This window comes from Thalassospira sp. CH_XMU1448-2 (assembly GCF_037027285.1).
In the GTDB taxonomy this organism is placed as follows: domain Bacteria; phylum Pseudomonadota; class Alphaproteobacteria; order Rhodospirillales; family Thalassospiraceae; genus Thalassospira; species Thalassospira profundimaris_C.
Map to the genome: position 1 here is coordinate 191,316 of NZ_JAYMEA010000005.1, position 26,112 is coordinate 217,427.

Annotated in this window: 24 protein-coding genes; 14 read left to right on the forward strand and 10 right to left on the reverse strand. The window is 55.1% G+C overall.

The features are described from left to right. Positions 1–27: 27 nt before the first annotated feature. The 6 genes from atpC to WA318_RS17495 all read right to left on the reverse strand — a co-directional run bounded on the left by atpC (position 28) and on the right by WA318_RS17495 (position 5,702). Positions 28–432 (reverse strand): ATP synthase F1 subunit epsilon, encoded by a 405-nt coding sequence (gene atpC / locus WA318_RS17470; protein ID WP_114097025.1) that lies wholly within the window; start codon positions 430–432, stop codon positions 28–30. Positions 433–473: 41 nt separating this feature from the next. Continuing rightward, positions 474–1,892: a F0F1 ATP synthase subunit beta gene (gene atpD, locus WA318_RS17475; protein ID WP_114097024.1), complete on the reverse strand. Its 1,419-nt coding sequence runs from the start codon at positions 1,890–1,892 to the stop codon at positions 474–476. A 52-nt stretch (positions 1,893–1,944) separates the two neighbouring features. Further along, positions 1,945–2,835, reverse strand: coding sequence for a F0F1 ATP synthase subunit gamma (locus tag WA318_RS17480; protein ID WP_114097023.1), 891 nt, complete (start codon positions 2,833–2,835; stop codon positions 1,945–1,947). 30 nt (positions 2,836–2,865) lie between these two features. Further along, the gene (gene atpA, locus WA318_RS17485; protein WP_114097022.1) at positions 2,866–4,398 is read right to left on the reverse strand and encodes a F0F1 ATP synthase subunit alpha; all 1,533 of its coding nucleotides are present in this window, start codon (positions 4,396–4,398) and stop codon (positions 2,866–2,868) included. Then, the gene (locus WA318_RS17490) at positions 4,398–4,955 is read right to left on the reverse strand and encodes a F0F1 ATP synthase subunit delta (protein ID WP_114097021.1); all 558 of its coding nucleotides are present in this window, start codon (positions 4,953–4,955) and stop codon (positions 4,398–4,400) included. Before WA318_RS17490 ends, atpA begins: the two co-directional genes overlap by 1 nt. Positions 4,956–5,429: 474 nt before the next feature. Continuing rightward, on the reverse strand, positions 5,430–5,702 hold the full coding sequence (locus WA318_RS17495; protein ID WP_114097196.1) for a MazG nucleotide pyrophosphohydrolase domain-containing protein: 273 nt from the start codon (positions 5,700–5,702) through the stop codon (positions 5,430–5,432). A 114-nt stretch (positions 5,703–5,816) separates the two neighbouring features. Between WA318_RS17495 and WA318_RS17500 the strand changes: the two genes are divergently transcribed. Beyond that, positions 5,817–6,650 carry a substrate-binding periplasmic protein gene (locus WA318_RS17500; protein ID WP_336083191.1) on the forward strand — a complete coding sequence of 278 codons (834 nt, stop codon included), beginning with the start codon at positions 5,817–5,819 and terminating at the stop codon, positions 6,648–6,650. Positions 6,651–6,666: 16 nt separating this feature from the next. Here WA318_RS17500 and WA318_RS17505 read toward each other — a convergent pair whose 3' ends face one another. Continuing rightward, complete coding sequence (locus tag WA318_RS17505; RefSeq protein ID WP_336083193.1) at positions 6,667–8,898, reverse strand: primosomal protein N'; 2,232 nt, start codon at positions 8,896–8,898, stop codon at positions 6,667–6,669. Between the two features lie 172 nt (positions 8,899–9,070). Here WA318_RS17505 and fsa point away from each other — a divergent pair, with 172 nt between their 5' ends. The 6 genes from fsa (at position 9,071) to WA318_RS17535 (ending at position 14,217) form a co-directional block, all read left to right on the forward strand. After that, positions 9,071–9,727: a fructose-6-phosphate aldolase gene (gene fsa, locus WA318_RS17510; RefSeq protein WP_114097018.1), complete on the forward strand. Its 657-nt coding sequence runs from the start codon at positions 9,071–9,073 to the stop codon at positions 9,725–9,727. Positions 9,728–9,852: 125 nt separating this feature from the next. After that, entirely contained in the window at positions 9,853–10,542 is a 690-nt protein-coding gene (locus tag WA318_RS17515) for a DUF484 family protein (protein WP_114097017.1), read from the forward strand. Beyond that, positions 10,521–11,471 (forward strand): tyrosine recombinase XerC, encoded by a 951-nt coding sequence (locus tag WA318_RS17520; protein WP_336083196.1) that lies wholly within the window; start codon positions 10,521–10,523, stop codon positions 11,469–11,471. The genes WA318_RS17515 and WA318_RS17520 overlap by 22 nt, the downstream gene beginning before the upstream one ends. 119 nt (positions 11,472–11,590) lie before the next feature. Further along, positions 11,591–12,196, forward strand: a complete 606-nt coding sequence (locus WA318_RS17525) for a glutathione S-transferase (protein ID WP_336083198.1) — start codon at positions 11,591–11,593, stop codon at positions 12,194–12,196. A 90-nt stretch (positions 12,197–12,286) separates the two neighbouring features. Then, complete coding sequence (locus WA318_RS17530; protein ID WP_336083200.1) at positions 12,287–12,778, forward strand: class I SAM-dependent methyltransferase; 492 nt, start codon at positions 12,287–12,289, stop codon at positions 12,776–12,778. 50 nt (positions 12,779–12,828) lie between these two features. Beyond that, positions 12,829–14,217 (forward strand): glutamine synthetase family protein, encoded by a 1,389-nt coding sequence (locus WA318_RS17535; RefSeq protein WP_336083202.1) that lies wholly within the window; start codon positions 12,829–12,831, stop codon positions 14,215–14,217. Positions 14,218–14,268: 51 nt separating this feature from the next. On the opposite strand, the gene WA318_RS17540 is transcribed toward WA318_RS17535, so the two are convergent. Together WA318_RS17540 and WA318_RS17545 are read right to left on the reverse strand one after the other, a co-directional pair. Further along, positions 14,269–14,595 carry a hypothetical protein gene (locus WA318_RS17540; RefSeq protein WP_114097195.1) on the reverse strand — a complete coding sequence of 109 codons (327 nt, stop codon included), beginning with the start codon at positions 14,593–14,595 and terminating at the stop codon, positions 14,269–14,271. Positions 14,596–15,157: 562 nt separating this feature from the next. Beyond that, the gene (locus WA318_RS17545; RefSeq protein WP_114097012.1) at positions 15,158–15,382 is read right to left on the reverse strand and encodes a hypothetical protein; all 225 of its coding nucleotides are present in this window, start codon (positions 15,380–15,382) and stop codon (positions 15,158–15,160) included. A gap of 419 nt (positions 15,383–15,801) precedes the next feature. Between WA318_RS17545 and nadA the strand changes: the two genes are divergently transcribed. The 3 genes from nadA (at position 15,802) to WA318_RS17560 (ending at position 18,173) form a co-directional block, all read left to right on the forward strand. Continuing rightward, positions 15,802–16,824, forward strand: a complete 1,023-nt coding sequence (gene nadA / locus WA318_RS17550; RefSeq protein ID WP_220150277.1) for a quinolinate synthase NadA — start codon at positions 15,802–15,804, stop codon at positions 16,822–16,824. Between the two features lie 75 nt (positions 16,825–16,899). Beyond that, the gene (gene nadC, locus WA318_RS17555) at positions 16,900–17,739 is read left to right on the forward strand and encodes a carboxylating nicotinate-nucleotide diphosphorylase (protein WP_336083203.1); all 840 of its coding nucleotides are present in this window, start codon (positions 16,900–16,902) and stop codon (positions 17,737–17,739) included. A 17-nt stretch (positions 17,740–17,756) separates the two neighbouring features. Further along, positions 17,757–18,173 (forward strand): NUDIX hydrolase, encoded by a 417-nt coding sequence (locus WA318_RS17560; protein WP_336083206.1) that lies wholly within the window; start codon positions 17,757–17,759, stop codon positions 18,171–18,173. An 11-nt stretch (positions 18,174–18,184) separates the two neighbouring features. Here WA318_RS17560 and WA318_RS17565 read toward each other — a convergent pair whose 3' ends face one another. Continuing rightward, a complete protein-coding gene (locus tag WA318_RS17565) occupies positions 18,185–20,788 on the reverse strand; it encodes a mechanosensitive ion channel family protein (protein WP_336083209.1) in 2,604 nt (867 codons plus the stop codon). 176 nt (positions 20,789–20,964) lie between these two features. On the opposite strand from WA318_RS17565, the gene WA318_RS17570 reads away from it, so the two are divergent. From WA318_RS17570 to sucC, 4 genes are all read left to right on the forward strand, one after another. Beyond that, the gene (locus WA318_RS17570; protein WP_336083214.1) at positions 20,965–21,954 is read left to right on the forward strand and encodes a CorA family divalent cation transporter; all 990 of its coding nucleotides are present in this window, start codon (positions 20,965–20,967) and stop codon (positions 21,952–21,954) included. A gap of 130 nt (positions 21,955–22,084) precedes the next feature. Then, positions 22,085–23,212, forward strand: coding sequence for a cell division protein ZapE (gene zapE, locus WA318_RS17575; RefSeq protein WP_336083217.1), 1,128 nt, complete (start codon positions 22,085–22,087; stop codon positions 23,210–23,212). 578 nt (positions 23,213–23,790) lie between these two features. Further along, entirely contained in the window at positions 23,791–24,741 is a 951-nt protein-coding gene (mdh, locus tag WA318_RS17580; protein ID WP_114097006.1) for a malate dehydrogenase, read from the forward strand. A 140-nt stretch (positions 24,742–24,881) separates the two neighbouring features. Beyond that, entirely contained in the window at positions 24,882–26,111 is a 1,230-nt protein-coding gene (gene sucC, locus WA318_RS17585) for an ADP-forming succinate--CoA ligase subunit beta (RefSeq protein WP_258548629.1), read from the forward strand. Position 26,112 lies beyond the last annotated feature (1 nt).

Below are 26,112 nucleotides of genomic sequence, written 5' to 3' on the forward strand. Positions count from 1 at the left end.
GGCCTTTTTAAAATTTCCAACTGACGATTAGTTGGTCAGGGCAGCAATCTGTGCACGGGCAATGTCAAGCGCGCGCTCGGCATTTGCCTTGTCGTGGGCAGTGCTGGCTTCCTTGAGATCGGCAGTTGCCTTCTCAAGACGTGCCTGTGCTTCGTCAGCTTTCAGATCGGCAACCGGTACCGCTTCTTCTGCCAGAATGGTGCAACGCTCGGGATTAACCTCTGCAACACCGCCAGCAACGAAGATACGTTCGGAAACCTTACCACCTGCATAGATGTCGATGACACCCGGACGAATGGTCGAGATCATCGGCGAATGCTTGGGCAGCACACCAAAATTCCCGTCCGTGCCCGGAACAACGACCATCTCGACCGGCTCGGATTTGAGCAGGGCAGACGGCGAAACAAGTTCCAGTACAGTCGTATCAGTCATGACAATCCTCGCTCCTTAGCCGGAGGGGGACCGAAACTGCCTTAGGCAGCTTCGGCCATCTTCTTGGCTTTTTCGATGGCTTCTTCGATGGTGCCGACCATGTAGAATGCCTGTTCCGGCATATGGTCATATTCACCAGCGCAGATCGCTTTGAAAGCCTTGATGGTGTCTTCGAGCTGAACGAACACGCCCGGAGTACCGGTGAAGACTTCTGCAACGTGGAACGGCTGCGAAAGGAAACGCTGGATCTTACGGGCACGTGCCACAACCAGTTTGTCGTCTTCCGAAAGCTCGTCCATGCCGAGGATGGCGATGATGTCCTGAAGACCTTTGTAGGTCTGAAGGATACGCTGAACTTCACGAGCGGTCTCGTAGTGTTCCTTGCCAATCACGCCCGGATCGAGAGCACGCGAGGTGGAATCGAGTGGGTCAACTGCCGGATAGATGCCGAGCTCGGCGATCTGACGGTTCAGCGTGGTGGTTGCGTCAAGGTGAGCAAACGAGGTTGCCGGTGCCGGGTCAGTCAAGTCATCGGCCGGGACGTAAATTGCCTGAACCGAGGTAATGGAACCTTTTTTGGTCGAGGTAATACGTTCCTGCAGCGCACCCATGTCGGTTGCCAGCGTCGGCTGATAACCCACAGCAGACGGGATACGACCGAGAAGTGCGGACACTTCCGAACCAGCCTGGGTGAAGCGGAAGATGTTATCGACGAAGAACAGAACGTCCTGGCCTTCTTCATCACGGAAGTATTCCGCAAGGGTCAGACCGGTCAGAGCAACACGTGCACGAGCTCCCGGGGGTTCGTTCATCTGGCCATAGACCAGTGCGGCTTTGGATTCGCCTTCCGGATTGATAACGCCCGATTCCATCATCTCGTGATAGAGGTCGTTACCTTCACGGGTACGTTCACCAACACCAGCGAAAACAGAGTAACCGCCGTGGCCTTTGGCAACGTTGTTGATCAGCTCCATGATCAGAACGGTTTTACCAACGCCGGCACCACCGAACAGACCAATTTTACCACCTTTGGTGTACGGAGCGATAAGGTCGATAACCTTAATGCCGGTAACCAGAATTTCGGTGTCGGTTGCCTGATCGATGAAGTCAGGTGCTTCACGGTGGATCGGAGCGGTTCTGGTTGCGTTAACCGGACCACGTTCGTCAACCGGCTCACCGATAACGTTCAGAATACGACCAAGGGTTTCCGGACCAACCGGAACCGAGATCGCATCACCGGTATCGAGAACTTCCTGACCACGCTGCAGACCTTCGGTGGTGTCCATTGCGATCGTACGGACCGCATTTTCACCAAGGTGCTGTGCAACTTCGAGAACCAGACGCTGACCGTTGTTGTCAACATGCAGCGCGTTCAGAATGGGAGGCAGTTCGCCGTCGAATTTAACGTCGACGACGGCGCCCATTACCTGGGAAATTTTCCCCGCCTTCTTGTTCGCCATAGGTATTGTCTCCTGCTCGGACAAAGCTATCCGTTAACTTCCTGCGACCCGCTTACAAAGCCTCGGCGCCGGAAATGATTTCAATCAGTTCATTGGTGATCTGAGCCTGACGTGAGCGGTTGTACTGGATGCTCAGTCGGTCGATCATGTCGCCGGCATTGCGGGTTGCGTTATCCATTGCGGACATACGCGCACCGTGCTCGGATGCGCTGCTTTCAAGCATCGCACCGAAAATCTGGACACCAACGTTACGCGGCAGCAAATCAGCCAGAATGGCTTCTTCGGACGGTTCGTAATCATAAACCGCAGAAGTAGCAGCAGCTTCTTCCTGTTCAGCAGCTTCTTCACCGACAAACGGGATCAGCTGCTGTGCCGTTGCAACCTGCGAAATCGCGGACACGAACTTGTTATAGAAGATCGTGCAGACGTCGAATTCGCCTTCTTCATACAGTGCCAGAACTTTATCGCCAACGTCGGAAGCAGAAGAGAAGTCAATGCCCTTCTTGCCTTCGATGCCGGTATACCGGGCGACAATATTGTCACCAAATTCACGCTTGAGCGCATCTGCGCCTTTGCGGCCAACACAGATCAGCTTCACCGTCTTGCCTTCGGCAACAAGTGCCTTGGCTTTCAGACGGGTTGCTTTAACGATCGACGCGTTGAAACCACCGCAAAGGCCACGGTCTGCGGTGAAGACGACGAGCAGATGCACGTTGTCCTTACCGGTACCGGCCAGAAGCTTTGGAGCGCCTTCATTGCTACCGACGGCAGTTGCAAGACGACCGAGCATCGTCCCCATGCGTTCAGCATAGGGACGGGCTGCTTCGGCTGCATCCTGTGCACGACGGAGCTTGGAGGCTGCCACCATCTTCATCGCCGAGGTAATCTTCCTCGTCGATTTGACGCTGGCAATGCGCGAGCGCAGATCCTTCAAACTAGCCATTGCGTTTCCTCCTTCGCCTAAGTTTCAGTCTTACGCGAAGGTTTTCGCGAACTTGTCGAGGAACGCTTTAAGCTTGGTTTCGCTGTCATCCGACAGAACCTTCTCGGTGCGGATCGCATCGAGGATGTCAGCACCAGCGGAACGAATTTCCGACAGGAACTGATCTTCGAAGGCGCGAACTTTGTTCACTGCGATAGCGTCGAGATAACCTTTAACACCAGCATAAATCACAACGACCTGCTCTTCGACTTTGAGCGGCGAGTACTGCGGCTGCTTGAGCAGCTCGGTCAGACGTGCGCCACGTGCCAGAAGTTTCTGGGTCGCCGGATCAAGATCCGATGCGAACTGTGCGAATGCTTCCATCTCACGATACTGAGCGAGTTCCAGCTTGATCGAGCCGGCAACCTGCTTCATCGCTTTGATCTGTGCGGCAGAACCAACACGCGAAACCGACAGACCAACGTTCACAGCCGGGCGTACGCCTTTGTAGAACAGGTCGGTTTCAAGGAAGATCTGGCCGTCGGTGATCGAGATCACGTTGGTCGGAATAAACGCGGAAACGTCGTTACCCTGGGTTTCGATAACCGGCAGAGCGGTCAGCGAGCCAGCGCCGTTTTCGTCATTCATCTTCGCAGCGCGTTCCAGCAGACGGGAGTGCAGATAGAAGACGTCACCCGGGAATGCTTCACGTCCCGGCGGGCGGCGAAGCAGAAGGGACATCTGACGATATGCAACTGCCTGCTTGGACAGATCATCATAGAAGATGGTTGCGTGCATGCCGTTGTCACGGAAGTACTCGCCCATTGCGCAAGCAACGAACGGAGCCAGGAACTGCATCGGCGCCGGGTCGGACGCGGTAGCTGCAACGACGATGGTGTTTTCCATCGCGCCGCGCTCTTCGAGAACCTTAACAACCTGAGCAACGGTCGAACGTTTCTGACCAACTGCAACATAGATGGAGAACATCTTGTCGCTGTCGGTTTTCGCTGCGTCGTTCACCGGCTTCTGGTTCAGAATGGTGTCAACGATGATAGCGGTTTTACCGGTCTGACGGTCACCAATGATCAGCTCGCGCTGGCCACGGCCAATCGGGATCAGGGAGTCGATCGACTTGATACCGGTCTGTACCGGCTCATGAACCGATTTACGCGGGATGATGCCCGGAGCCTTGACGTCAGCAAGGCGACGTTCTTTGGCACCGAGGTCGCCTTTGCCGTCGATCGGGTTACCCAGCGCGTCGACAACGCGACCGAGAAGTTCTTTACCAACCGGAACGTCAACGATGGAGCCAGTACGTTTAACCTGGTCACCTTCCTTGATCGAACGGTCAGAACCGAAGATCACGACACCAACGTTGTCTTCTTCGAGGTTAAGGGCCATGCCCTTAATACCACCCGGGAAGTCAACGAGTTCACCAGCCTGAACATTGTCCAGACCGTAAACACGGGCAATACCATCACCGACGGACAGAACCTGACCGACTTCGGCAACTTCGGCTTCAGCGCCAAAATTGGCAATCTGATCCTTAAGAATAGCGGAGATTTCCGCGGCGCGGATTTCCATCACGCAACCCCTTTCATAGCGAGCTCGAGCTTCTGAAGTTTGGTACGAAGCGAGGCATCAAAAACCCGGGAACCGACCTTGACGACAAGACCGCCAAGAACCGCCGGATCAACTTTAAGGTCCACTTTGACAGTGGCGCCAACAACTTCTTTGAGAGCGCCGGTAACGGCTTCGATTTGCTCTTGTTTCAGCTCGGATGCCGAGGTGACCTGTGCGGTTACTTCGCCATTGTGAGCCGAGAGCATGGAAAGGTAGGAATCGATAACACCCGGCAGGGCAAACAGACGACGCTTCTGAGACAGAAGTCCAACGGTCTTCTTGGTCAACTCGGAAACGCCAAGCTTGTCCAGAAGAGCCGCCATCGCCTTGGCCTGCACGTCCCGGGAAATCACGGGACTGCGGAGTACATTCCGGAGGTCATCGCTGGTTGCGATGGCCTGGTCGAGCAATTCAAGATCGCTTTTGACAACATCAAGCTGCTTGGCCGATTTGGCCAAGTCAAACAGTGCTGTGGCGTAGCGCCCTTGGAGCCCGGTCGCGGCAGTATTTTGGGACACCGGTGAAAGCCCTCAATTCTGGTTATGAGAACGACTCGGATACGTATAAAAAAATGGTCTCCCGAAAGGGTCTCCTTCCGGGAAGCGAGCGTTTGGTATCACATGTCCATGGCATGGGCAACCCCCGCGCAAGCGCATTTGGGTGCTCTTTTTCATTCTTTGGCAAAGAAGGGCCAAAACACCGCAAAAACACCCTGTTTTCAGGAGGTCGTACGACTATTTTATAAGTCGCCCTTTATCAGCAGCCGGGTTCAGATCTGCCCGGTCACGGTATTTTTGCGACGAATCCCCCGATTTCGGCAGACATTCTTTTCACCCTTCCAACCGAAATCAGACAAAAACCCGTAAAAATGTAATCAAGTTCACACCAGATTGTTTTTTCCGAACGCCTCTGCGACAGACGCATCCCCATTCAACACATCTTTTTTTCAGTGGCAATTCGCACCCGGGTGTTTGTGACACCCTATATATATGTCAAATGTGTGATCCTGTTCCGTCCCCTTTTGAAGACCATGTCCGGGACCGGTTGATCGCCATTTTCGCATCAAGCTCGGCATCAAGATCGAGATCAAACTGACTCGCCAGACGATACAGCAGGATCATGACGTCGGCGGCTTCCTTGCCGATTTCTGAAAGATCTTGGTGGTCTACAGCTTCGCCAAGCTCCTGCATTTCGAGCAAGGCCCGGTTCCAAAGCGCCTTTGGATCTTGCACCGGACCAAAAGTTGCCTCTGCCCAGTCAGACATTGTTTGCTGGGTTTCCACTCTGACGTTATTGTTTTCGCAACGGTTTTTCACTTTAAATCCCTGATGACATCAAGTTGATTGCCGAGACTGACGCCCCACAACCGGACGGCAGAAATGATTAAGCCGAACGACACAAGCCTGCAAAGACATGCCATTTATCAAATGGGCTGCGTCTTTTTTGCGCTTTGTGTCCTGCTATTTTCCTATCACACGGCTGCGGCAAGGACACTCATCATAGAATGCCTGAACGAACCGCCCCTGAAATGGTCTTCGAACAACAAGCCGCTTGGCATTGATGTCGACATCATGACCGAAGTCCTTCGCGAGATGGGTATTACGGACTTCACATTCCGCTTCGTCGATACGGGCCGCCGGTTGCTGCACAACGCCAAACAGGGCGATTCCGATATTGTCCTTACCCTGTCACTGAATGACGAACGGGCGCGCTACCTTCTTTATCCCGACGAAGCGCATTTGTTGCTCGACTGGCGTTTTGCCATTCGCAAGGAAGACAAGAACCACATCCGTTTTTCCGATTTTTCCGACCTTGCCAATCTCAGAATCGGGGCGGCTGCCGGTTATTCCTACACGCAGGCCTTCTGGAATTCCGGACTTGATATTGAAACCGTTGCGCGGAACGACCTTTTGATCCCGATGCTGTTGCAACAACGCTTTGACGCCGTTCCGGTCAATTATCTCAGCACCGTCTTTGAAACCATCCAGTCCGGCGAGCGTTCCAGAATAGCGTTTCTGTATCCACCCCTGCGCCGGGCTGCCTATTACAACCCGTTTTCAAAAGCATCCGACTACCCGGACAAAAAGCAGTTCCTGAACGAATATGACAGGGTCATTCGCGAAATGCGTTCTGATGGTCGGTTGCTCGCGATTTTTGAACGCTACCTTGGTCCGGATGGTCTGGACTGGTGGCAATCCCAATACTCCCAATAGGCATTCGGTAACAGGCCTACATAAAGCTGTAGGGATCAATATCAACCTGAATCCGGACACTGCCCGGTGTCTTGACCTTGGACAGCCAGTCATGGATCAGGGCCTGCATCTTTACCCCCTTGTCCGCACGGATCAGAAAACGACGGCGATAGCGCCCGCGCAACAATGAAAGCGGGGCCGGGGCCGGTCCCAAAACCATCAATCCGTCACCCCGTGGGGCCACGCGACCGATCCGCCATGCGGCTTCATCGACTTCGTTTTCCTTTTTGCCACTTATTATAAGTGCGGCAAGTCGACCATGCGGCGGCATCCCGTGCGTCATACGCTGGGACAGTTCCACCTCGTTAAAGGCATCCCGATCCCCCGCCGCAATTGCCTTGATAACCCGGTTTGCCGGATCCGCCGTTTGCAGGATCACCGTGCCCGGTCGATCCCCACGCCCGGCACGCCCGGCAACCTGGGTCAGCAACTGATAGCTGCGCTCTGCTGCCCGCAAATCACCACCTGCCAGACCAAGATCGGCATCAACCACCCCGACAAGGGTCAGCATGGGAAAGTGATACCCCTTGGCGAGAATCTGGGTACCGATCAGAAGATCGACTTCATGATTATGAACGCGCCGGACCAATTCGGCTGCGGCCTTGGGTCCCATGATGTTGTCAGATGTCGCCACCTCGATCCGGATATCGGGAAAAGTTTCCACCGCCTCTTCAAACAGCCGCTCGACTCCCGGCCCGCACGGGGCAAGCTTGCCCTCTGCCCCGCATTCCGGGCAGGTATCTGGTGCCTTGGCCTGATATCCGCAATGGTGACATTGAAGCTTGCCCCAGGCCCGATGTTCCACCAGCCAGGCCGTGCAGTTCGGGCACTGGAACCGGTGCCCGCAGGCCCGACACAGCGTTAGCGGCGCATAACCGCGCCGGTTCAGGAACAGCATCGCCTGTTCGCCATTGGCAAAGGTTTCCACCAGCCGCTTTTTCAGGGTCGGTGTGATCCAGCGATTGCGTTCGGGTTTGTCCGAACGGATGTCGATGATTTCGACACTTGGCAGAACAGCCACGCCATGACGATTGCCAAGTTCCACGCGCTGATAGCGGCCTGCCTCGACATTGGCCAGTGTTTCAAGAGACGGGGTCGCCGATGCCAGCACCACCGGAATGCCGCCAAGATGGGCCCGCGTCACTGCCATGTCACGCGCATGATAAATCACGCCATCTTCCTGCTTGAAAGCATGTTCATGTTCCTCATCAACCACGATCAGACCAAGATCATGATAGGGCAGGAACAAGGCCGATCGCGCCCCGACCACAAGGCGTGCCGAACCATCAGCCACCGCACGCCAGGTATCACGACGGCGCGCCTGTCCGACTTCGGAATGCCACAAGGCGGGCTTCACACCGAACCGGTCACGGAAACGCTGCAACCATTGCGCAGAAAGGGCAATCTCGGGCAGCAGAACCACCACCTGTTTGCCTTGCGCAAGGGCCGCACGGATCGGTTCAAAGTAAACCTCGGTCTTGCCCGATCCGGTAATACCATCAAGAAGCGTGCAGGAAAAACCGCCCTCCTCGACCCCCGCGCACAGCGCATCGGCGGCTTCGGTCTGTTCATCGGACAGATCGGGACGCGGGATCGAAAGATCGGGCAAGTCAAACGGGGATGGCGGCGTCACCATCAGGCGCTGCACCGCACCGGCTTCGACCAGTCCCTTGACCACGCTGGCCCCGGCCCCGGTTTCACGCAGGATATCGCCCTGTTCCATCGGGGGATGGGTACCCAAGAACTCCAGAACGCGTTTGCGCGGCGGCGTCATGCGCAGCGACGCTACGTCAAAATCACGGTTCAGGGTGAATCTGAAAATCGGTTTTGGGGCTTCGAGTGCGTCGGGGACGCTCATCGCCATGCGTAACACCGCGCCTTGCGGGGCCATGGTATAGGCCGACACCCAGTCGACGAACCGGCGCGTGACATCGGCCATCGGTTCGGTCGGCAGGACACCATAAATCTCGCGCAGCTTCGACGACTCGACATCGCCCTTCGCCGGTCCCCAGACCACACCGCGCTGTGTTTGACGCCCCAAAGGGATTTCAACGAAATCTCCGGGGGCAACAGACAGACCTTCGGGCACCAGATAATCATATGGCCCCGCCAAAGGCAGAGGCGGCAGCACGGAAATGGTCTGTGCAGTTACCTGAAAGGCCGGATCATCAGCAAACAGATTTCCAGATGTGGCCTTTGCGGCACTCATATATTATAAACCCCGTGAGATTGCCTGTTGCGCCGAACCGGAATTGCCAGTTTCGAGCCGTCAGGCAAAGACAAAACGGTCCCACAGCAAAGGGTCTGGTCCCGTCATCAGATGGCTCTGACCCTAGCAGCTAACCGCATCATTGAACAACAGGTCCTAAACAGGAAATCCAATGAAGTTTTTCATCGATACCGCTGACATCGACGCAATCCGCGAACTCGCCATGTCCGGCCTCGTGGACGGTGTCACCACCAACCCGTCGCTGGTAGCAAAGTCTGGCCGACCGTTTCTCGAACTGATCAAGGAAATTTGTGACGTCGTCGACGGCCCGGTCAGCGCAGAAGTTGCAGCGACCGACTACGAGACCATGGTCGCAGAAGGCCGCAAGCTGGCAAAGATTGCTGACAATGTCGTCGTCAAGCTGCCGCTGACCGCCGATGGCCTCAAGGCTTGCCGCACCTTCACCGACGAAGGCATCCAGACCAACGTCACCCTTTGCTTCTCGGTTGGTCAGGCGATCCTGGCTGCCAAGGCCGGTGCGACTTATGTTTCGCCGTTCGTTGGCCGTCTTGATGACATTTCGTCTGATGGCATGCAGCTGATTGCCGACATCGTCGAGGTTTACAACAACTATCCGAACTGGACGACCGAGATCCTCGTTGCTTCGGCACGTGGTCCGCAGCACGTTGTCGATTCGGCACGCCTTGGTGCAGATGTTGTCACCATCCCGCCGCAGGTTCTTGGCCAGCTGACCAAACATCCGCTGACCGACAAGGGTCTTGAGACCTTCCTTGCTGACTGGGAAAAAACCGGCCAGTCCATTCTGTAATCAGGCCCAAAGCCCGAGAAACAGATAAAAACCGGACACAGCGCCGGTTTTTAACATGCATTTAACCCGGCTGCCCGCATTGTGGCAGCCGGGTTTTTTGTTTCTCATTTTTCAAGCCGGAACCGATGGAAAAGACAGCTTTGCGCGCCGACGATGTGATGGCCTACCTTACCGAACATCCTGATTTCTTCACAACGCGCCCCGACTTGCTTGAAAGTCTTGAATTGCCGGTTCGTGAACTGGGCAATGGTGTTGCCGACATGCAGCAATATGTCGTTGCCCGCCTGCGCGACGAACGCGAAAAGCTGCGCGGGGCGACCAGCGAGCTGATCAATATTTCGAAATCCAACCTCGAAACCCAAAGCCGTATTCACCGTGCGGTGCTGGCCTTGCTCAATGCGCGCGGATTTGAAACCTTTGTCGAGGCCTTGCAGGACCTGGTTCCGGAACTGCTTGATCTTGATGCGATTGCGCTGTGCTTTGAAGAATGTGACGAGGCCCCGGTGCCAAGCTGTGACGGGCGTGTGCGCCGTCTGGTCGTTGGAGCGGTTGATCAGGTTCTGGGTGAAGAACAGGATGTCTGGCTGTTGCCCGATGATGCCGGTGACGAGGCCATTTTTGGCCCGCGCGCCGAAGATATCCGCTCAGCCGCCATCGTCCGGCTTGCACCATTTTATGGCGATCCGGTCGGACTTGTGGCCTTTGGCGTCAAGGAACCGGGTTATTTCAGCCCGGCACAGGCTAATGACCTGATCATGTTCCTGGCATCAGTGATCGAATTTGGTGTGCGCAGATGGCTGACCCAAACGGTCTGACCGCCCTTACATTGCCCAATGACCTGCGCGAAGCCATTGCCGACTGGCGGGGATGGCTTTGCAACGAACGACGGGCATCGGATCACACCACGGAAAACTATCAGGCCGATCTTTATGCCTTTCTGGGTTTTGTCACCGGCCACCTTGGCGCGGTTCCCGATCTGAAAGATTTGCTGGGCCTGAACCCGCGCGATTTTCGAAGCTGGCTGGCCCGGCGCAGCATGGATGGCATGGCCAAAACGTCGACGGCGCGCGCCTTGTCCTCCTTGCGCAATTTTTACCGTTTTCTCGAACGGTCCGGGCGCGGGCAAAATGCCGCTGTGCAGTCGATCCGCAACCCGCGTCTGCCACAATCAACGCCGAAACCACTGGCACCCGATGATGCGATGGCGGTGCTTGATAATGCCGGTGTCTGGCAAGATGAACCGTGGCTCGCCAAGCGCAATCTGGCCCTTTTCACCCTGCTTTATGGTTGTGGACTTCGTATTTCCGAGGCACTCGACCTTAACGCCAGTCAGCGCCCAAGCGGCGATTCAATGGTAATTACGGGCAAAGGCAACAAGCAACGACTTGTGCCGGTTCTACCCATCGTGCGTGACGCGATCGAGGACTATGTGCGCGCTTGCCCCTTTGCCCCGGATGGCAAGGAACCGCTTTTTGTCGGCGCACGCGGCAAGCGGCTGGTTGCCCAGGTCGCACAACGCGAAATGCGCAAGGTACGTGAACTGCTGAACCTTCCCGATACCGCCACCCCGCATGCGCTGCGCCATTCCTTTGCGACCCATCTTCTGGCAGGTGGCGGGGATTTGCGCACCATTCAGGACTTGCTGGGGCACGCGTCTCTTTCGACCACCCAGCGCTATACCGCCGTCGATACGGAACAATTGATGGCGGTTTATAATGGCACCCACCCGCGGGCCCGACGCTAGGGCCCTGTTGCGCCGGGTGGTTTTGCTCCCGGATCGGTCATTTGAGAAAATTTCAGTTCCTCCGGCTTGCAGTTCCCCCTTACACTGCGCGCAACCAGTTGCCCCCATGGAGGAAAATCATGCTTCTGCGTTCCAGTGCCCCATCGCCGTTTGGCCGGAAAGTCAAAATCGCTGCCAAGATTCTCGGTGTCTATGATCTGCTGACCGTCGAGATGTCCAACACCAATGATCCGGCTGATACCCTGCGTCAGCAAAATCCTCTGGGCAAAATCCCGATCCTGATCCTTGATGATGGTCGCAAGATTTTTGATTCGCGCGTGATCTGTGAATATCTTGATGCACAGGCTGATGGCGTATCCCTGCATCCGACCGAAAGCGATGCCCGCTGGGAAGCCCTGACCCTTCAGGCACTGGGCGATGGCATCGTCGATGCTTCGATCCTTCAGGTATATGAAGCCCGGATGCGCCCGGAAGACAAACGCCACGATGACTGGCTGTCCTACCAGTCCGACAAGGTCAAACGATCCCTTGATCATCTGAGTGCAAACGCACCGTCGCTTGAGGGTGACCTTACCATCGGTCATGTCGCGATTGCCTGTGCGCTTGGTTATCTTGATCTGCGCTTTGACGGTAAATGGCGCGAAACGTACCCGACGCTGGTCAGCTGGCTTGATGCGTTCCGTGCGCGTGTTCCGGCCTTTGATGAAACCAAGTTTGAAGGCTGATTTTCAGCGCCTTGCGCATGATGACGTGTGCAAGACGTCAATCCGATCCAATAGCATTCCAGATTTTCAAAACCCGGAGCTTCACCCGTTATGTCACGTCTGAACAGCGTTATCCGCCGCCTGCAAGCCCAACGCGACTGCCTGAATGCCGCCGCCGACATGATCAAGGATTACGACGGTATCGTACTTGAAGTCGGGCTTGGCAATGGCCGGACGTTCGACCACCTGCGTGAAATCATGCCCGATCGCGAAATCTTTGTGTTTGACCGCCAGATCGCCGCCCATCCGAAATGCATTCCCGATGACGATCATCTTTTCCTTGGTGATATTTTCGAAACCCTGCCGATGGCTGTTGAACGGTTCAAGGGCAAGGTTGCCCTTGTGCATTCCGATGTCGGCACCGGGGATGAAGCCCTGAATGCCAGGATCGCAGCCTTCATCGGTCAAACCCTGCCACCGGCCCTGATGAAGGGCGCAATCGTCGCATCGGATCAGAAAATCGACGTGCCCGGCACCATTGCCGAACCGCTGCCCGAAGGCGTTCCGCAAGATCGCTATTTCTTCCGGCGCTATCAGGGGTAATAATCCCCCTGTAATTGACCAACGCCATACCACCATCAGGATGCCAAGTCGTGACCACCCATAACGCCACCTCGCCCAGCGGATCGCAGCTTTCCGAAGCACAGGAATTCCTGGCCAAATATCCGGATGTCGAGGCCATCGACATTATCCTGACCGATTTCCACGGCATTGGTCGCGGCAAGATGATCCGCCGTCACGAACTCGAAGGCGTTTATAAATCCGGGCGTGGCTTGCCAAGTTCCCTGTTCGGACAGGATGTGACAGGCGAGGATGTCGATGATTGCGGTCTGGTCCAGACCGGCGGCGGCGGCGATTGCCGGTGTTGGCCGGTTCCCGGCACGCTGGGCTATCTGCCCCATACCGGACGCGGGCAGCTTCTGATCAGCATGTATGAAGAAGACGGCACGCCCCATGACGTCGACCCGCGCAATGTCTTTGGCGCACAGGTCAAGCGCGCCGAAAAGCTTGGCTACCATCCGATGGGCGCGTTCGAGCTGGAATTTTATCTGGTGGATCGGACACCGGATGCATCGGGCCTTTATCAACCGGCCTCCTATGCGATGACCAAGCGGCGCTCTCCGCTTCGCAATACCATGTCGGTTGACGAGATTGACGAAATGTCGCCGCTGTTTGATGCGGTTTATGAAGGGGCCAAGCATCTTGATCTGACGCTTGAAACCCTGATTTCGGAATATGGTCCGGGCCAATATGAAATGACCATCCGGTATCGCGATCTGATGCGCGCCGCCGACGATGTAATTATTGCCAAACGCCTGATCCGCACCTGCGCCCGGCGCTTCGGGATGGAGGCCGTGTTTATGCCAAAACCATTCGGCAAAGAAGCCGGATCAGGTATGCATTTGCATCTGTCGCTGGCAGATGAAAACGGCAACAACCTGTTTGCCGATCAGGCCGACGGATCGCTCAGCCCGCTGATGCTTCATGCCATTGGCGGCATTCGTGGCACGATTGGCGAAACCATGTTGTTGCTGGCCCCGTTCATGAATTCATGGCGTCGCTTTGCATCCGCCATGTATTCACCGGCATCGGATGACTGGGGTGTTGAAAACCGCACTGTGGCCCTTCGCGTACCGGGCACACCGGGCAAGACCCGGCATTTTGAACATCGCATTGCCGGTGTTGATGCCAACCCGTATCTGGTCGCAGCCGTCACCCTTGGTGCCGCCCTTGATGGCATTGAAGGCAAGATTGATCCGGGCAAGCCCAGCGAAGATGAAATCGGCCACGCCAAGGCCCCGAATGATCTTCCGCGTCACTGGCTTGAAGCCATCGACCGGTTTGGCGCATCGGATTTCAACAAACGTACCCTAGGAGCCCGGTTCCACACTGCATTCACCAAAATCAAGCAGGCCGAATACGAGCATATGGCACTTAAGGTCAGCGCCGCCGAGTGGGAATATTACGGATTTTCGGTTTAAGGTGCCGTCCGGTCAGATCGCACTGACCGGAGTCACTTCAAGAGCAGGAATCTAGAAAACCCGCTTGGCACGATTGTTCGATTTGCGCGCCGAAAACGCGACTTGCGGGCGTGCATCCATTGTTTTCTGATCGCGCAGATATGCGACTTCAAGATCGCGCGGATCGACGCTCAGCACGCGTGAGGATTCCGGGCGGTCCGAATTCGTATAAAGGTGAATCTGCGTCGACACCCATTGCCAGGTGGGATAGGTCAGTTTTTCATCCTGCGTTTCCTCGGTAATGACCTTGTAAGAGCCAGCAGGAAGAACTTCTGCAAGGCCGCGCATACTGAACGGGCGTGCAAAATTCAGAACTTTCGAAGTGGTACGATTTGTCAAAAAAGGCTCCTTGCGCGGAAACGCACGTTGGGCAGGCCAAACGAGCAGGAACATTCCCGCTGTCAAACACTTGGCTTGGATTACAGACACGTCAGAGGTCTCGAATTAACAACGGCCACATGAATTCAGGCCGTCGAAACCTCGAATTTTCGAATAAATTTTTAGAATAATTCCGGATATTTTTGAAAAATCAAAAAACACATCCAGTTTTCACTGTATGAATATTTTTCATAAATTTACAAGTTCGTTATTTTTTATTTATTTAGGGAAAATAACTATCGGGAAATTCCCAATATTAAAAAATAATTATTCGGATATTTCTTGATTTTAACACACGAGAGGAAAGGTAAAGTTACATTCCAATCCCACTTTACTGCCTAAAAATCAGTATAGATCCGCATTTCGGCGCCATATTTGCCAGAGCTCAACTATCCGAATACGAACAACGGCCGCTGAATGCTTCAACGGCCGTGAGACGATCTAAAATTTTACGGTCTGCCCCTGCGAAGCTTTCCGGTTCGTCATTTCAGTCAAACAGGCAATCTCAACGCAGGTTTCAGTTTCAGTAGCTCAAGTCCAGACCGAGCATCCTGCTAAGAACCAGAACGAGGAGCCCCACGCCCGTTAACGCGAAAACGAAGCCTGCTGTAATCTTGATTCCAGCACGCAGTACCGCCTGCCGACCCAGCTTTTCCCCTTGATCGTAATGCCACTTGATGGCGAAGAACATGGCCGTGACCAAGGCAACAACCTTAAATGTACCAAAGGCTATAGGAACCCAATCCATATCTAAAGACTCTCATGTGCATTCGTTACGGGTGTTATGATCGCATCTTGGGCAGACGCACACTTCTGATTGTGCAACGCTGATATGTAAAAGCTGATAGCGGTTTTTCACCCCGTGAATGGGCCAGCACATCAGCACCCGATCAGACCAAAATACCGCCAAAGCATTTTGCCCCTTAAAGGACGTCATGCCCCGCCCATTTTAATAAACTGCCCCCGACATAGAATGGCACAGCCACCCCTTCACTGAGATTTATCAATCAGCTTACCATTTCTGATGCATGGCGGCTCTTTCTTGCCGCCCTATTCCTTGCCATCCCGGTCTAATGGCGATATTCAGGTTCCAAACTGTCATTAACTTGCAATGCCGGGCCCCGCGACTTATCTCCGGCTTGCAAACAGGCGAGATGAGACGACGCCATGAATGAAATGATCACCATTGCCGAAGCCTCGGCTGACGCAATGTCGGAAATGCAGATTGATCCGACCCTTGATCTGGAAGCTGAGATTCAGCGTCTGAAAAAGGAAAAGAACGCGATCATTCTGGCCCATTATTATCAGGATGGGGAAATTCAGGACCTTGCCGACTTTGTTGGCGATAGTCTGGACCTGTCGCGCAAGGCTGCCGAAACCGATGCCGATGTTATCGTGTTCTGCGGCGTGCGTTTCATGGCCGAGGTTGCCAAAATCCTCAGCCCGAACAAAACCGTTCTGCTGCCGGATTCGAAAGCGGGTTGCTCGCTCGAGGATTCGTGCCAGCCAGAACCGTTCCGCAAATTCCGCGAACAGCATCCTGATCACGTATCCATCACCTATATCAACTGCTCCGCAGAGGTGAAGGCCGCGTCCGATATTATTGTGACCTCGTCTAATGCGGCCGAGATCATTGACCAGATCCCGGCAGACAAACCGATCCTGTGGGCCCCTGACCGCCATCTTGGCACCTATCTTGCCAAGAAAACCGGTCGTGACATGACGCTTTGGAACGGCTCGTGCATCGTGCATGAACAGTTTTCCGAACGCGAACTGATCCGTCTGAAGACCCAGAACCCGGATGCCAAGATCGCAGCTCACCCGGAATGTCATGACGGTATTCTGAAACATGCCGATCATATCGGTTCGACCCGTGCGATCCTTGAATATGTGATCAATGGCCCGGATCAGAAATATCTGATCGCGACCGAGCCCCACATCATCCACCAGATGGAAAAGGCCGCCCCGCACAAGGAATTCATTCCGGTGCCCGGTGCCGACGGATCATGCGCGTGCAACAACTGCCCGTTCATGGAACTGAACACGCTTGAGAAGCTTTATCTGTGTCTGGTCAATAACGGTCCGCAGATCGTGATGCCCGAAGACCTGCGTGTTGCAGCGGTCAAGCCGCTTGAACGCATGCTCGAAATGTCAAAGAACATTCCGGTCAAAAAAGACACGGCGGCCTAGGCCAAATCACCTCACAGCCCCGCAAGATTTGCGGGGCTGTTTGCCATTCCCATCGCATTAAATACGGCACCCACCATGACCGTCCTGACCCAGGCTGAAATTTCGGAATTCATTGATCGCGCCTTCTCTGAGGATATCGGTACCGGCGACATCACATCTGATAACGTCGTGCCCGCCAATGCGCGCCTGCGCGTCGCGCTTGAAACCCGCGAGGATATCGTGGTGGCCGGGCTTGATATCGCGCTTGAGTGTTTCCGCAAGCTGGTCCCCGATGCCAAAATCGAAAAGCATTGCGAAGATGGTGATGCCATTGCGGCCAAGGACGTTCTGGCCGTGGTCGAGGGTAATGCACGCGGCATCCTGACCGCCGAGCGTACGGCGCTTAATACCCTGCAGCATCTTTCGGGCATTGCCACCACTACGCGGACCTATGTGGCGGCCATGGGCGAAACAACGGCAAAGCTTCTTGATACCCGCAAGACATTGCCGGGTTGGCGCAAGATGGAAAAATATGCAACCCGTATGGGCGGGGCACAAAACCATCGCATGGGTCTGTATGACGGGGTGATGATCAAGGACAACCATATCGGTGTTGTCGGATCGATCACCAAATGCGTCGAGGCCGCCCGTGCAGCCAATCTGCCCAAGATCGAAGTCGAATGCGACACCCTTGATCAGGTGGCAGAGGCTGCAATGGCCGGTGCTGATATCATCCTGCTGGATAACATGAGCCCGGACATACTCCGCGAAGCCGTTGCCATTGTTGATGGCCGCTGCAAGACCGAGGCATCTGGCGGTGTAAACCTTCAGACCATTGGTGCAATTGCGGCAACCGGCGTTGATTACGTCTCGGTCGGGCGCATCACCCAGTCGGCCCCGGCGGTCGATATCGGACTGGATGTGGCGATCCTGTAATCGCCCCTGATTGCCAAATGGAAGATCGCGATACAGACATCCCGACCCTCAAGGTCATTGAAACCGCCAACTGGATTTTGCGCGATGGCGACAAAATCCTGTCGGTGCGCAGTCATGGTCGTGACCGGTTTTATCTGCCCGGTGGCAAGATTGATCCGGGCGAAACCGCCCGTGAGGCCATCATCCGCGAAGTTGCCGAGGAACTTGGTGTCACACTGATTGACGACAGCATCCGCGAGATTGGCACCTTTAGCGGACGTGGGCACAATCAGCCTGACGGAGCGATTGTCCGCATGACCTGTTTTAGTGCCGATTATCATGGCACCCTTGCCCCGGCACGCGAAATCGCCGAGCTGCGCTGGCTGACCCAGCGCGAGCGCGATCTGATGGCCCCGATGGGCCAAAAGATCACAGCTGCACTTTTTGATATCTAGATATTACACGCCTAGCGCGGTGCATCCCCGTCCGGATCACCACCAGCATCAGGAATGTCACGCCCGGACGCATCGCGATCACGCGAAATGTCCTTGGCCGATGATGGCGGTGCCGCCTTTTGGTCCGCGCCATGCTCGATCTCGTCATCCGAGGTCGGTGTTTCGTCAGGGACCGAGGGCGCTGGCACCGGTTTGGATCGCACCGCCCCTTTACCCGCATCGCGAATGGCATCCGTCAGCTTGTCAATATCGCGCAGATTAAGATCACGCTGCGGGAACGGAATTTCGATGCCCTCATCGCGGAAGCGCTGCACAAGCTCAAAGCGGATCGAGCTTGCCACTGCAATCACATCGCCAATATCGCGCAGGAAATAGCGCAGTTCAAAATCAAGCGAACTGGCACCGAAATCCATAAAGATAACCTGCGGGGCAGGATAACTCAGAATTTCGCGACGCTTGTCGGCCATTTCGAGTAGGATTTCGCGAACCTTGTCGACATCGGCCCCATAAGATACCCCGATCCGGATAATCCCGCGGCCCGACCGTTCCTTGAGCGTCCAGTTCAGCACCCGGTTGGAAATCAGCTCCGAGTTCGGAATGACGATGGATGAACGGTCAAAGGTTTCGATTTCGGTTGCGCGCACGCGGATGTCCTTGACCAAACCCTGATCGGCGCCGACCACAATCCAGTCACCAACCTTGATCGGACGTTCCACCAAAAGGATCAGACCCGATACGAAGTTATTGACGATACTTTGCATGCCAAAACCGATACCAACCGAAATCGCACCGGCGATGATCGCAAGGTTGGACAAGTCCATCCCGGCCGCCGAAATGGCCAGAAGCACGGCAAGACAGATCCCTGCATAGCCAAAGATCGCCGAAACAGAATGCTGCAATCCCTGATCAAGCTTGGTGTTAGGCAGGACACGGGTGCTGAGCATCCGCTGGAAAAACCGCATCAGGCCCAGCACGATCACAAACATCAAAGCCGCAAGCAGGATCGAGCGCAGCGAGAAATGAATGCCGCCAACCTGAATGCCGACAAAGGCCTGCTGAACCGCAAGGATCAGATCCGTCCAGGCAATGTCGGTAAAGATCATCACCGCGACGGGCACGGCAATCGTCACCATCACCACATCGATCAGAACCCGGAGCCAGAAATACAGCGTGCCATGTACCGCATCTGTGGTTTTGCTGTCGTCACTGGGTTCCGGACGCACCAGATAGGTATGCATCAAGGCCCGGAAATAACCGCGCAGCAGCCAGTAACAGGTCAGAAATGCCAGCCCCATCATCAGGTTTTCAAGAATGAACCGCGCCAGCGCGACATATCCCAGCACCATCAGAACCGGCATCAGGATCGCGACGGCCTTAAGAACCCGGCGGCTGCGACGCTCCAGCTTGGGCCAGAATTCATGACGATCCTTCTCGTCATGGACCCAGAACGCCCCAAGTGACGAGATGAACAGCAGGACCGAGATCACCAGAACATTCGAGATGCTCTGCACAAGGGCGATTTCAAGTGACGTTCCAAGGGTGGTCGCCCCCTGGAGCAACACCATGTCCCAGGCAAAGATCACCGCAACGACAAGCGAAGAAATCCCGACAATTCGCGCCCCGCGCGGCGTTGTGCCCGCGCGGCGCAGTGCGGGTGAAAACGGGGAATGAACACTGCGGATCGCTGCCCCGACGAACAACAGGAAAAGGGCCGCTGCAAAACATTGATGGATGAAGTCACCCATCGCCCCCTTTAACAGGGCCTGACGGGAATCAAGAATGCCGTACGCGATCAAAAGGGCAATACCGGGCACCATCGCCGTAAACAGAAAACGGGTTCCCGAAATCAACGCCACCCGGTCTTCCTGTGGCACGGTTTTCCAGCCACCGGGCATATAGCGCAAGACAATGACTTCGCCACCAATCAGCGCAGCAATCACGATCACGGTCATAAGAACGAGACCCGGCGCAATTTCGGCCAGCTCGTCAGCAGCCTGTCCGTCGACCTCAAGATTGGCATATCGGGCCTGAACCATACTGGGCAGGCGCACAATTTCACTCCACGCCGTCAGCCAGACCCCCGGATCAAGCGGCACATCAACACGCCCGAGAATGCGTCTTGTAAAGCGTTCGCGCGCCAGTCCGGCCAGTTGGTCAGAAAGCTCTGTCGCACGGAAATCAACAAGTTCCAGTTGCTTGATCACGCCGGTCACGCGCGCGATATCCTGACCGATGCGTTCACGTTCACGCGCCACAGCCGGGACTTCTTCCTGTCCCTCGGCCGGGGGATCACCCAGTTTGCCAAGGGCCGTCTTGAAACGTTTCAGGCGTTCATCGGCACGGTCCCGAAGGGTCACGATGCCAAGATGGATTGCTTCAAGTTCATCACGCCCGTCATTGATAAAGCGATTGGTGACTTCGTCCCTGGTGATGGTCTGTTCAAGGTCATCAAGGGCCCCGTCCCATTCCGATATGCGGTTCTGGGCATTTTCCAGTTCGATTTTCTGAACGGCATCCGGCCCGTTATCGTTGCTTTGCGCCGTCACATTCTGTGCCGCCATTATCGCAAACAAACAGATAACAAAACCTGCGAACACGCGACGAAGTGAAGTCATGCCTGATGATCCATAATGATATCCAAAGACCGGTATTTGAACGTTTTTCGCGATTTGTAAACAGGTTACACTGAAGACTGTAACGAATCATCTAACGTTTCGTTCCCATGGATTGATGAAAACGTCATCAGCTGTTTGCCCGGACGATGTCAGGCAAGACAATCAAGGAGCCCCCAATGAGCAAACCGGCCCTGATCAACGCATTTGAGATCAGCCACACTGGCACTGCCAAACCGGTAGAATGGGCAAACCTGCAAGACAGCCTGCCGACCCCGGACGAGAATGCCTATTTGTGGGTGCATCTTGACTGGATGGGCGACGGGGTGCGTGACTGGCTGATTAATATTGTCGGAATTGATCCCACCATTGCCGATACGCTGGCCACCCGCGGGACGCGCCCGGCGGTATTCTTCTATGATCCGGGATATTCGCTGAACCTGCGCGGGGTGAACCTGAATGCCGAAAATGATCCGGCCGATATGATTTCGGTACGTTTCTGGGTGACGGCAAACATGGTGATAACACTGCGCAACCAGTCCCTTAAGGCCTTTGATGATATCCGGGCGGCAATTGCGGAAAACAACGCACCGCGCAGCATTGATGACTTCGTTCTGACCGTTGCCGAACGGCTGGTTTTCCGGCTTGAGAATCTTGTGCGCGGCATCGAGGAAGATGTCGATGCCGTCGAGGATGATCAGGAAACCGTAGCCGAGGGCAAAACGCTTCCGCTGCGCCGTCGCGGATCGGATATCCGCAACACGGTATCGCGTTTGCGTCGGCATATGGCGCCGCAGCGCGATGCACTTTCAAACTATGTCGAACAGAAACCGGCATGGTCGGACAAACGGTTCAAGCGGCGCGCCCGCGCGCTTACCGATAAAACTGTGCGACTGGTCGAGGAATTTGATTCCCTTCGCGAACGTCTTCAGATCGTCAATGAAAACCTGATGGCGATCGAAACCGAACAGATGAACCGCACCATGTACTGGCTGACCGTGATCGCCGGACTGTTTCTTCCGATCAGTTTCGTGACCGGGCTTCTCGGGATCAATGTCGGCGGCATTCCCGCCGCAGACAGTCCGTTTGGCTTTATCGGGGTGGTGGTTCTGCTCGCTGCCTTTACGGCGTTCGAGATCTGGCTGTTCAGGAAAATGCGCCTGATCTGACAACCCTTTTGTCAAAGTCTGCGCAATCCAGGGGGCTGAAATGCAAAGCCCCTTGTTGCATTGCAATGCGTCTTGGCGCTATGACAGTTCCCGTTCTGAAGATTCCTTTCACTGCATCCGAGATTTGTTGATGACCGACGGCCCGCTTTCCCGTTATCGCGCGAAAATCACCAATGGTGAGCTGTCTCATGATCCGATGCAGGAACTCTGCGCTGAAAAGCTGCAAAGTCTGAAAAACGCATTGTCGCATTATGAACCGGCAACCGGAACGGGTGGCTGGCGTGAACGGTTTGGTCTGACGCGCCGTCGCGATGAACCGACCCCGCCGCTTGGGCTTTATATTTACGGCGAAGTGGGCCGTGGCAAATCCATGCTGATGGATTTGTTCTATGAAACCATCGACATTGAAAAAAAGCGCCGGGTGCATTTCCACGACTTCATGCAGGATGTGCATGAACGCATGCACCGGTATCGCCAGACCAAAAAAAAGGATGATGCCGACCCGATCCCGCCCATCGCCAGGGACCTGGCCGATGGTGCCTGGTTGCTGTGCTTTGACGAAATGCAGGTCACCGATATCACCGATGCAATGATTCTCGGCCGCCTGTTCGAGCAACTGTTTGAACACGGCGTGGTCATTGTCACCACATCGAACCGTGTGCCCGATGATCTTTACAAGGATGGTCTGCAACGCCAGAACTTCCTGCCCTTCATTGACATGATCAAGCGCAAGCTCGACGTCCTTGAACTGGCCAGCCCGACCGATTACCGCATGCGCAATCTGACGGCAGCAGACGTGTTTGTTTATCCTGTGGCGCGCGATGAGGCCGCTAGAAAAATTGACGAAATGTTTGCGACCCTGACGCATGGGGCGCGGGTCGCCCCCGACAGCCTGACCATCAAGGGCCGCAAGATCGAAATTTCCGCAGCCGGTGCCGGTGTTGCCAAATTCACTTTTGATGAATTATGCACCCGCCCGCTGGGTCCGGGGGACTACATTGCCCTTGCCACCCATTTCCATACGATCGTGATCGATTTCATTCCGAAGCTGCCGGACTCGCGTCGCGACTGGGCCAAGCGTTTCGGCACGCTGGTCGATGCCATGTATGAACATAAGGCCAAACTGATCTGTGCCATCGAATGTGACCCGAAAGAGATTTACACTGACGGGGATTATTCATTCGAATTCCAGCGCACCGTGTCACGACTGACCGAAATGCGCAGTCAGGAATATCTCGATATGGCGCATTTGACCTGATTCTAGCTGTCTAGCAGCCGGTCTGTATCCTGTCATTGCGCCATGTCAAAAACGACTCCACCCACCAGAGTTTAAAACCGTCGCAATAATTCGCCGCATGGTCGCACTTCATCAGGCGATTCTTGCGTGAGGCATGTCACAAACGCAAAATCACGCAAAATTCGTCGTATTAGCGTTTTTTCGAATACGTGTGCATCGCATGGCTGATGGCAGTTTCATGCAATGCTGGGGTGGCATAATCATGATCGCACGCCCGAATTCGCAGCAAACGCCCAGACTGCCTTTCCTTTAGGCAGCCCGCAATCGCAAACAGGCTTTGGTTTTGCTGCGCATTCATGCGCGTTCGCAATCGCAACATGAACGGTTTTTAAGCGTTTAGACCATAGTTGCAATAAACCGCGAACCGGCGGTTTTCCTCGTAAAAACAGCGGGGTTTCCCCTTGTAAATCGGAGCGATTCAGTTTACGACACTCGATGTTTACGAACGATTATTTCGCGTTCGCAGGTTTAAATTTTCAATCGCGCTCCCAAGTTGAGTTTCGACCCCCAGGAAGCGTAATAGGGAAGAAGGTAACGGAATGGCCCGCAACAAGATCGCGCTCGTCGGTGCTGGCAATATTGGTGGTACGCTTGCTCACCTCGTCGGCCTGAAAGAGCTTGGCGACGTCGTCCTTTTCGACATCGTTGATGGCATGCCACAGGGCAAGTCGCTTGACATTGCTGAATCCTCCCCCGTCGACATGTTTGATGCCGACCTCAAGGGTACCAGTGACTATAAAGACATCGCAGGCGCTGATGTCGTCATCGTCACCGCAGGTGTTGCTCGTAAACCGGGCATGAGCCGTGATGATCTCATCGGCATCAACACCAAAGTCATGACCCAGGTTGGTCAGGGCATCAAGGAACATGCACCGAATGCATTCGTCATTGTAATCACCAACCCGCTTGATGCGATGGTCTGGGTGATGCAGCAGGCAACCGGCTTCGACCCGAAGAAAGTTGTCGGCATGGCAGGCGTTCTGGACTCGGCACGTTTCCGTTACTTCCTCGCAGAAGAATTCAAAGTATCGGTCAAAGACGTTACCGCATTCGTTCTTGGCGGCCACGGCGACACCATGGTCCCGTCCATCCGTTACTCGACCGTTGCCGGTATCCCGGTTCCTGACCTGATCAAAATGGGTTGGACCACGCAGGAGAAAATCGACGAGATCGTTCAGCGCACCCGCGATGGTGGTGCCGAGATCGTTGCCCTGCTCAAAACCGGTTCTGCTTTCTATGCCCCGGCAGCTTCGGCTGTTGCGATGGCAGAAAGCTATCTGAAAGACCAGAAACGCGTCATGCCGGTTGCTGCTTATCTGAGCGGTGAATACGGCGTTGATGGTATTTACGTCGGCGTCCCGGTTGTTCTGGGTGCTGGCGGTGTTGAGCGCATCGTCGAGATCAATCTTGACGAGTCCGAAAAAGCAAACTTCGACAATTCCGTGAACGCAGTTCGCGGTCTCGTTGAAGCTGCCAAGGGCATGCTCTAAGAACGCGAAGCGGGCTGGTCAGTGACCGGCCCGTTTTTCAATCATTGTTGTTTTTATAACTTCAGTGATCGCGGGCCTCGCAACAAAGTCCCTCCCGCATATACGGGGACATTGAAATCCCGATTTCTGACCCACCGGAAATCGTACGGAAGGCAAGAAAGCGACCGAACATGAATATTCATGAGTACCAGGCGAAAGAAATTCTTCGCAAATACGGTGTGACCGTGCCGAATGGCAAAGTTGCATATACCGCTCAGGAAGCCATCGAAGCTGCCCAGTCCCAGGCTGGTCCGGTTTACGTGGTGAAGTCCCAGATCCATGCAGGTGGCCGCGGTAAAGGCACCTTCAAGGAAGCCAAAGCAGGCGATAAAGGCGGCGTTCGCGTTGTCAAAAGCGTCGAAGAAGTTGGCGTTAACGCCGAACAGATGCTCGGTTCGACCCTGGTTACCCACCAGACCGGTCCGGAAGGCAAAGAAGTCAAACGCGTTTATATCGAAGAAGGCTGCGACATCGCACGCGAACTGTATCTTTCGGTTCTCGTCGACCGCGCTTGCTCGCGCGTGATCTTCATGGCGTCGACCGAAGGCGGTATGGATATTGAAGAAGTTGCAGAAGCAACCCCGGAAAAGATCGTCACCGTTGACATCGATCCGGCAGCTGGCTTCTCGGGCTTCCATGGCCGTAAACTGGCATTCGCCCTTGGCCTCGAAGGCAAGCAGGTTTCCAAAGCTGTCAAATTCATGTCGGCAATGTACCAGTGCTTCCTCGACACCGATGCAGCCATGGTTGAGATCAACCCGCTGGTCGTGACCGGCGAAGGCGATATCATCGCTCTCGATTGCAAAATGAACTTCGACGACAACGCGCTGTTCCGTCATCCGGACATCGAAAACCTGCGCGACGAAGACGAAGAGAACCCGGCCGAACTTGAAGCTGCAAAACACAGCCTCAACTACATCAAGCTCGATGGCACCATCGGCTGCATGGTTAACGGCGCAGGCCTTGCCATGGCAACCATGGACATCATCAAGCTTTATGGTGGCGCACCGGCCAACTTCCTTGACGTTGGTGGCGGCGCAACCAAAGAACGCGTTACCACTGCCTTCAAGCTGATCCTGTCTGACCCGAATGTCGAAGGCATCCTGGTCAACATCTTTGGTGGCATCATGCGTTGTGACGTGATTGCAGACGGCGTTGTGGCAGCAGCCCGCGAAGTCAGCCTGAACGTTCCGCTGGTCGTTCGCCTCGAAGGTACCAATGTCGAACTTGGCAAGAAGATCCTCGAAGAATCGGGTCTGCCGATTGTTTCGGCTGACAACCTTGCCGATGCCGCCGAGAAGGTGGTCAAAGCTGTGAAGGAGGCCGCGTAAC